Here is a 6,008-nt window from a genome sequence, read left to right on the forward strand (position 1 = left end):
TCAGTTGCTCCACAGCCCGGCGGGCTCGTCGGGACCATGCGGGTGCACGTGGTCGTGGTCGGGCTCCGCGTGGTGGCCGGCGGGCTCCGGCACTCCGCCGTCGTGGCAGATCCCACCCTGGTGTACGACGACCGCCCGGCTGATCAGCGGCCGCAGCGGCCCGAGCTCGTGGGCGACCAGCAGCACCGTGCCGCCACCGCCGACGAAGTCGTGCAGCGCCCCGGCGAACGCCTCCTGGCTGGCCGCGTCGACCCCGGCGGTCGGCTCGTCCAGGACGAGCAGCTCCGGCTGGCCGGCCAGCGCCCGGGCGATCAGGGTCCGCTGCTGCTGCCCTCCGGAGAGGGTGGCGACCGGATCGCGGGCCCGGTCGGCGAGCCCGACGGACGCCAGCGCCGCGTCGACGGCGGCCCGGTCGGCGCGCCCGGCCGGGCGCAGGACGCCCCGGCGGGCCAACCGGCCGGAGGCCACCACCTCGCGGACGGTGGCCGGTACGCCGCTGCCGGCGCCGAGGCGCTGCGGGACGTACCCGATCCGGTGCCACTGCCGGAAGCGGCGCAACGGACGGTCGAAGAGGGTGACCGACCCGGAGCTGAGCGGCACCAGGCCGAGCACGGCGCGGATCAGGGTGGACTTGCCGGAGCCGTTGGCGCCGAGCACGGCGACCACCTCGCCGGCGGTGACGGTCAGGGAGACGTCACGCAGCACGGGGCGGCCGTCGTAGCCGACCACCCCGTGCGTGACGGTGATGACTGGGGATGTCACGAGCAGCTCAACGCCGTCCTCAGGGTCTGCAGGTTGGTACGCATCACCGAAAGGTAGTCGCCTCCGTCGGTCGACAGCCCTTCGAGCGGGTCCAACACCGCGGTCTTCGCGCCGACCTGGTCGGCGATGGTCTGGGCCACCTTCGGGCTCACCAGCGTCTCGAAGAAGATCGTGGTGGCCTTGTGCTCCCGGGCCTCCTCGATCACCTCGGCCAGGCGCTGCGGGGACGGCTCGTTCTCCGGGCTCAGCCCGGTGATGCCGATCTGCTCCAGCTGGTAACGCTCGGTCAGGTAGCCGAAGGCGGTGTGGCTGACCACGATCTCCCGCCGCTGGCACGTCTTGAGCCCGGTCGTGAACTCGGCGTCCAGCTTCTCCAGCTCGGTGCGCAGCGCCGCGGCCCGGGCGGTGTAGTCGGCGGCCCGCTCCGGGTCGGCCCGGCCGAGCCGCTCGGCGAGCTTGTCGCCGACCGTGGCCAGGCGGGTCGGGTCGAGCCAGAGGTGCGGGTCCTTGCCGCCGCCCTCCTCCTCGTGACCGGGTTCCCCGGCCTTGCCCGACTCCTCGGGGTGGCCGTGCTCCGCGCCCTCGTGGCCGTGTTCGTGGCCGCCCGCGGCCGCGTCCATCAGCGGCTGCACGGTGGCCACGTCGAACGCGCGGTCCCCGGCGTTCTGCTCGACGGCCTCGTCCACGTTCGGCTGGAAGCCCTTCAGGTAGACGACCAGCTCCGCCTCGCTGACCTGGCCCACCTGCCCCGGGTTGAGCTCCAGGTCGTGCGGCTCGGCCCCGGGCTTGGCCAGGTTGGTGACCTTCACCGCGTCGCCGCCGATCCGCTCGGCGACGAACTGCAGCGGGTAGAAGGCGGCCACCACGTCGACCCGCTGCGGGTCGGCGCCGGCCGCGCCGTCGTCGGAACAGGCCGCCACGCCGCCGAGGGCGAGCAGGGCTGTGGTGGCGGCGGCCAGGGCGCGGGGGGCGGAGCGGATGTTCATGACATGAACCTTCCGCGACAACGACAATGATTGTCAAAAACGCATGCTTGCATGTCAGAGCAGCTTCACCAGGCCCGCGGTGACCAGCAGGGTGAGCACCACCAGGCGGATCACCCGGGTCGGCGCGGTCTGCACCGACCAGGTGGTGACTAGCAGCGCGGCGACGGCCGCGGCGAGCAGCAGGGTGAGCAGCCCGCCGGCCACCCCGGGGGTGAAGAACGCGGCCAGCACCAGCACCAGGGTGACCAGGAACACCGTCGTCGGGTTCGCCCGGGCCAACCGGGCCGGCATCCGGCTCTGCGTACGCTGCATCCCACAGACTCTACGAGGAGGAACCCGGTGCTGGTGACGAACCGGTTCGTGGTGGACGTCGATGTCGCCGACGACTTCACCGAGCGGGCGCACGCCGCCCTCGCCGCGCTCGCGGCCCGCCCCGGTTACCTGCGCGGGCAACTGGTCCGGGCGCTGGACGACCCGCGGCACTGGTGCCTGGTCACCGAGTGGGAGTCGGTCGGCACCTACCGGCGCGCCCTCGGCGGCTTCGACGTCAAGGTCACGGCGGTGCCGCTGCTCGCCGAGTCGGTCGACGAGCCGTCCGCGTACGAGGCGCTCGCCACCGCCGCCCCGGGCGGGGACGTGGTCGTGGCGGCCAGCGATCGGGCCGCTGGTCCGTACCGCTGAGCGCGGGGGCACTAGATTGCTTGCATGACCGCTCCCGGACCGGCGGCACCGCCGCCGTTTTCTTCGCTGCCCGGCCAGGAGGGGGCGCAGCCGCCCGTCGTGCCCGGCCCGCCGGCGGATCCGGGCGTGCCCGCCCCGCCGGCCGGTCCCGGGGTGGCCCCGCCGTTCGCGGCGCCGCCCACCGAGGGGCGCAACACCCGGCTCTGGCTCGGGCTGGGCGCCGGGGCGCTCGCCGTGCTGCTCTGCTGCGGCGGCGGCGGCGCGGCCGTGGTGGGTCTGGCGGTGACCGGGGTGCAGGCCGTGCGGGAGCAGGGGCGCACCGTCTCCACCGACTACTACCAGGCGCTGGTCGAACGGAAGTACGGCGCCGCGTACGACCAGCTCTGCGACGACGCGCAGCGGCGCGAGTCGCGCCGGGAGTTCGAGCGCCGGGTCTCCACCGAGCCGCAGATCTCGGCGTTCCGGGTCGGCGAGGTGGACGCCACGACCCTGACCGTTCCCGTGGACGTGACCTACACCGGCGGCCGGCAGGACCGGCAGGAGGTCGTCCTCGGGCAGGACCGGCAGACCGGCGGCATGGAGGTGTGCGGGGTCAACTGACCCGCCCCCGGTATTCTGCTGGGCTCGGGGTGGTGCTGGTCGTACCGTTGTCCCCGAACTGCTCGTTCCGTCCCTTTATCGCGTCCCCGCCGACCGCCAGTCGGCGTAGGAGGAAACATGCCAGCCGACCGTATCGACGCCGTCGTCAGCCTCGCCAAGCGCCGAGGCTTCGTCTTCCCCTCCAGCGAGATCTACGGAGGCACCCGGTCGGCGTGGGACTACGGTCCGCTCGGCGTGGAGCTGAAGGAGAACGTCCGCCGGCAGTGGTGGAAGACCATGGTCCAGCAGCGCGACGACGTGGTCGGCCTCGACTCCGCCGTGATCCTGGCCCGCGACGTCTGGGCCGCCTCCGGCCACCTCGACGCCTTCGTCGACCCGCTGACCGAGTGCCAGTCCTGCCACAAGCGGTTCCGGGCCGACCACCTGGAGGAGGCGTACGAGGCCAAGCACGGCAAGCCGCCGGCCTCGCTGAGCGAGCTGAACTGCCCGAACTGCGGCAACAAGGGCACCTTCACCGAGCCGAAGATGTTCAACGGCCTGATGAAGACCTTCCTCGGCCCGGTGGAGAGCGAGGAGGGCATGCACTACCTGCGTCCCGAGACCGCCCAGGGCATCTTCGTCAACTACAAGAACGTCGAGACCGTCGCCCGCAAGAAGCCGCCGTTCGGCATCGCGCAGACCGGCAAGTCGTTCCGCAACGAGATCACCCCCGGCAACTTCATCTTCCGCACCCGCGAGTTCGAGCAGATGGAGATGGAGTTCTTCGTCGAGCCGGGCTCCGACGAGCAGTGGCACGAGTACTGGCTCCAGGAGCGCTGGAACTGGTACCTCGACCTGGGCCTGTCGGAGAGCAACCTGCGCTTCTACGAGCACCCCAAGGAGAAGCTCTCCCACTACTCGAAGCGCACGGTGGACATCGAGTACCGCTTCCAGTTCGGCGGCACCGAGTTCGCCGAGCTGGAGGGCATCGCCAACCGCACCGACTTCGACCTCAGCACCCACAGCAAGCACTCCGGCGTCGACCTGTCCTACTTCGACCAGACGAAGCAGGAGCGGTGGGTGCCGTACGTGATCGAGCCGGCCGCCGGCCTCACCCGGGCGGTGCTCGCCTTCCTGCTGGAGGCGTACGACGAGGACGAGGCGCCGAACACCAAGGGCGGCGTGGACAAGCGCACGGTGATGCGGTTCGACCCGCGGCTGGCCCCCGTCAAGGTGGCGGTGCTGCCGCTGTCGCGCAACGAGGCGCTCTCGCCGAAGGCGAAGGGCCTCGCCGCCGACCTGCGCAAGCGCTGGGTGGTGGAGTTCGACGACTCGCAGGCGATCGGCCGCCGCTACCGCCGGCAGGACGAGATCGGCACCCCGTTCTGCGTGACGGTCGACTTCGACACCCTGGACGACAACGCGGTGACCGTGCGAAACCGGGACACCATGGCTCAGGAGCGCATCTCCCTGGACCAGGTCGAGCGCTACCTCATCGAGCGCCTCCCCGGCTGCTGAGCTGCTGGACGGGGCCTCGGTCGGCGCGGGAACGTGCCGGCCGGGGCCCCGTACACTTGTCCGGTGACCGCGCCGACCGTTCCCGCACTGCGCCCGCTGGCCCTCGGGCGGCACCAGGTGTGGCCGCCGGTGGTGCTCGCGCCGATGGCGGGCATCACCAACATCGGCTTCCGGCAGCTCTGTCGGGAGCAGGGCGGCGGCATCTACGTCTGCGAGATGATCACCACCGTCGCGCTGGTGGAGCGGAACCCGAAGACGCTGCGCATGATCGCGTTCGGCGGGGACGAGCGGCCGCGCAGCCTCCAGCTCTACGGCACCGACCCCGACATCACCGCCGCCGCCGTGCGGATCGTGGTCGAGAAGGACCTCGCCGACCACATCGACCTCAACTTCGGCTGCCCGGTGCCGAAGGTCACCCGCAAGGGCGGCGGTTCGGCGCTGCCGTGGCGGCGCCGGCTCTTCGCCCGCCTGGTGAAGGCCGCGGTGGACGCCGCGTCGCCCGCCGGCGTGCCGGTCACGGTCAAGATGCGCAAGGGCATCGACGACGGCCACCTGACGTACGTCGAGGCGGGGCTCGCCGCGCAGGACGCCGGCGTGGCGGCGGTCGCCCTGCACGGGCGTACGGCGGCGCAGCGCTACTCGGGCACCGCCGACTGGGACGCCATCGCCACGCTCAAGCAGGCGCTCGACGTGCCGGTGCTCGGCAACGGCGACATCTGGGAGGCCGACGACGCGCTGCGCATGGTGGCGCACACCGGCGTCGACGGGGTGGTGATCGGCCGGGGCTGCCTGGGCCGGCCGTGGCTCTTCGCCGACCTGGAGGCCGCGTTCAACGGCCGCCCGGAGCGCCGCCTGCCCACCCTCGGCGAGGTCGCGCGGACCATGCGCCGCCACGCGGAGCTGCTGGTCGACCAGTTCACCGCCGGCTCCCGCACCCCGGCCCGGGGCGAGCGGGACGGTTGCACCGACTTCCGCAAGCACGTCGCCTGGTACCTCAAGGGCTTCCCGGTCGGCAGCGAACTGCGGCGCGAGCTGGCGATGATCGACAGCCTCGCCCAGCTCGACGACCTGCTCGGCAAGCTCGACCCGACCGAGCCGTTCCCGGTCGCCACGCTGGGCCAGCCGCGTGGCCGCACCAACTCGCCCGGCAAGGTCTTCCTGCCGGACGGCTGGCTCGCCAGTCGGGACGACGACACCGTGCCCGAGGGTGCGGAGCTGGCTGATTCGGGCGGCTGAGCCGGCCCGGCCGCCCGCCGATGGCCGCCCGCTACGCGGCCTGGCCGACGCGCACGACGAAGGGCCGGCCCCTTGTGGGGGCCGGCCCTTGTCGTCGTTGGTGTTCGGCTGGGTCGGGGTCAGGCGGTGTAGCCGCGGGTGGCGATCCAGTCGGCGAGGTTGTCGACGCTCATCCGGTAGGAGGCCTGGGCGGGGTCGGCGGAGTCGGCGATGGTGACGGTGTGGCCGTTGTCGCGGTAGCCGACG

General features: G+C 72.5%; 7 protein-coding genes and 1 pseudogene. 4 read left to right on the plus strand and 4 right to left on the minus strand.

Annotated elements, in window-relative coordinates; all coding sequences use genetic code 11:
- The 3 genes from ACSNOB_RS23520 to ACSNOB_RS23530 are packed head-to-tail and all read right to left on the minus strand — an operon-like array spanning position 1 to position 2,060.
- Positions 1-762: a metal ABC transporter ATP-binding protein gene (locus tag ACSNOB_RS23520; RefSeq protein ID WP_393112298.1), complete on the minus strand. Its 762-nt coding sequence runs from the start codon at positions 760-762 to the stop codon at positions 1-3.
- Complete coding sequence (locus ACSNOB_RS23525) at positions 759-1,748, minus strand: metal ABC transporter substrate-binding protein (RefSeq protein ID WP_436688607.1); 990 nt, start codon at positions 1,746-1,748, stop codon at positions 759-761. Before ACSNOB_RS23525 ends, ACSNOB_RS23520 begins: the two co-directional genes overlap by 4 nt.
- A gap of 54 nt (positions 1,749-1,802) precedes the next feature.
- Entirely contained in the window at positions 1,803-2,060 is a 258-nt protein-coding gene (locus tag ACSNOB_RS23530; RefSeq protein ID WP_436688608.1) for a hypothetical protein, read from the minus strand.
- Between the two features lie 27 nt (positions 2,061-2,087).
- Between ACSNOB_RS23530 and ACSNOB_RS23535 the strand changes: the two genes are divergently transcribed.
- The 4 genes from ACSNOB_RS23535 to dusB all read left to right on the plus strand — a co-directional run bounded on the left by ACSNOB_RS23535 (position 2,088) and on the right by dusB (position 5,762).
- Entirely contained in the window at positions 2,088-2,429 is a 342-nt protein-coding gene (locus ACSNOB_RS23535) for an antibiotic biosynthesis monooxygenase family protein (RefSeq protein WP_350710738.1), read from the plus strand.
- Positions 2,430-2,555: 126 nt separating this feature from the next.
- Positions 2,556-3,029: an Rv0361 family membrane protein gene (locus tag ACSNOB_RS23540; RefSeq protein WP_393112333.1), complete on the plus strand. Its 474-nt coding sequence runs from the start codon at positions 2,556-2,558 to the stop codon at positions 3,027-3,029.
- Between the two features lie 117 nt (positions 3,030-3,146).
- A complete protein-coding gene (locus tag ACSNOB_RS23545; protein WP_436688609.1) occupies positions 3,147-4,526 on the plus strand; it encodes a glycine--tRNA ligase in 1,380 nt (459 codons plus the stop codon).
- Between the two features lie 63 nt (positions 4,527-4,589).
- Positions 4,590-5,762 (plus strand): tRNA dihydrouridine synthase DusB, encoded by a 1,173-nt coding sequence (dusB, locus tag ACSNOB_RS23550; protein WP_436688610.1) that lies wholly within the window; start codon positions 4,590-4,592, stop codon positions 5,760-5,762.
- A gap of 119 nt (positions 5,763-5,881) precedes the next feature.
- Here the strand turns inward: dusB and ACSNOB_RS23555 are convergent.
- A pseudogene (locus tag ACSNOB_RS23555) lies at positions 5,882-6,008 on the minus strand (C39 family peptidase); the annotation flags it as partial.

The organism is Micromonospora sp. URMC 106 (assembly GCF_051386395.1).
Classification (GTDB): domain Bacteria; phylum Actinomycetota; class Actinomycetes; order Mycobacteriales; family Micromonosporaceae; genus Micromonospora.

What these genes read in the sequence shown, in the direction of transcription:
- ACSNOB_RS23530 (WP_436688608.1), bottom strand. Translation starts at nt 2,060, where the DNA reads ATGCAGCGTACGCAGAGCCGGATGCCGGCCCGGTTGGCCCGGGCGAAC.
- ACSNOB_RS23525 (WP_436688607.1), bottom strand. Translation starts at nt 1,748, where the DNA reads ATGAACATCCGCTCCGCCCCCCGCGCCCTGGCCGCCGCCACCACAGCC.
- ACSNOB_RS23545 (WP_436688609.1), top strand. Translation starts at nt 3,147, where the DNA reads ATGCCAGCCGACCGTATCGACGCCGTCGTCAGCCTCGCCAAGCGCCGA.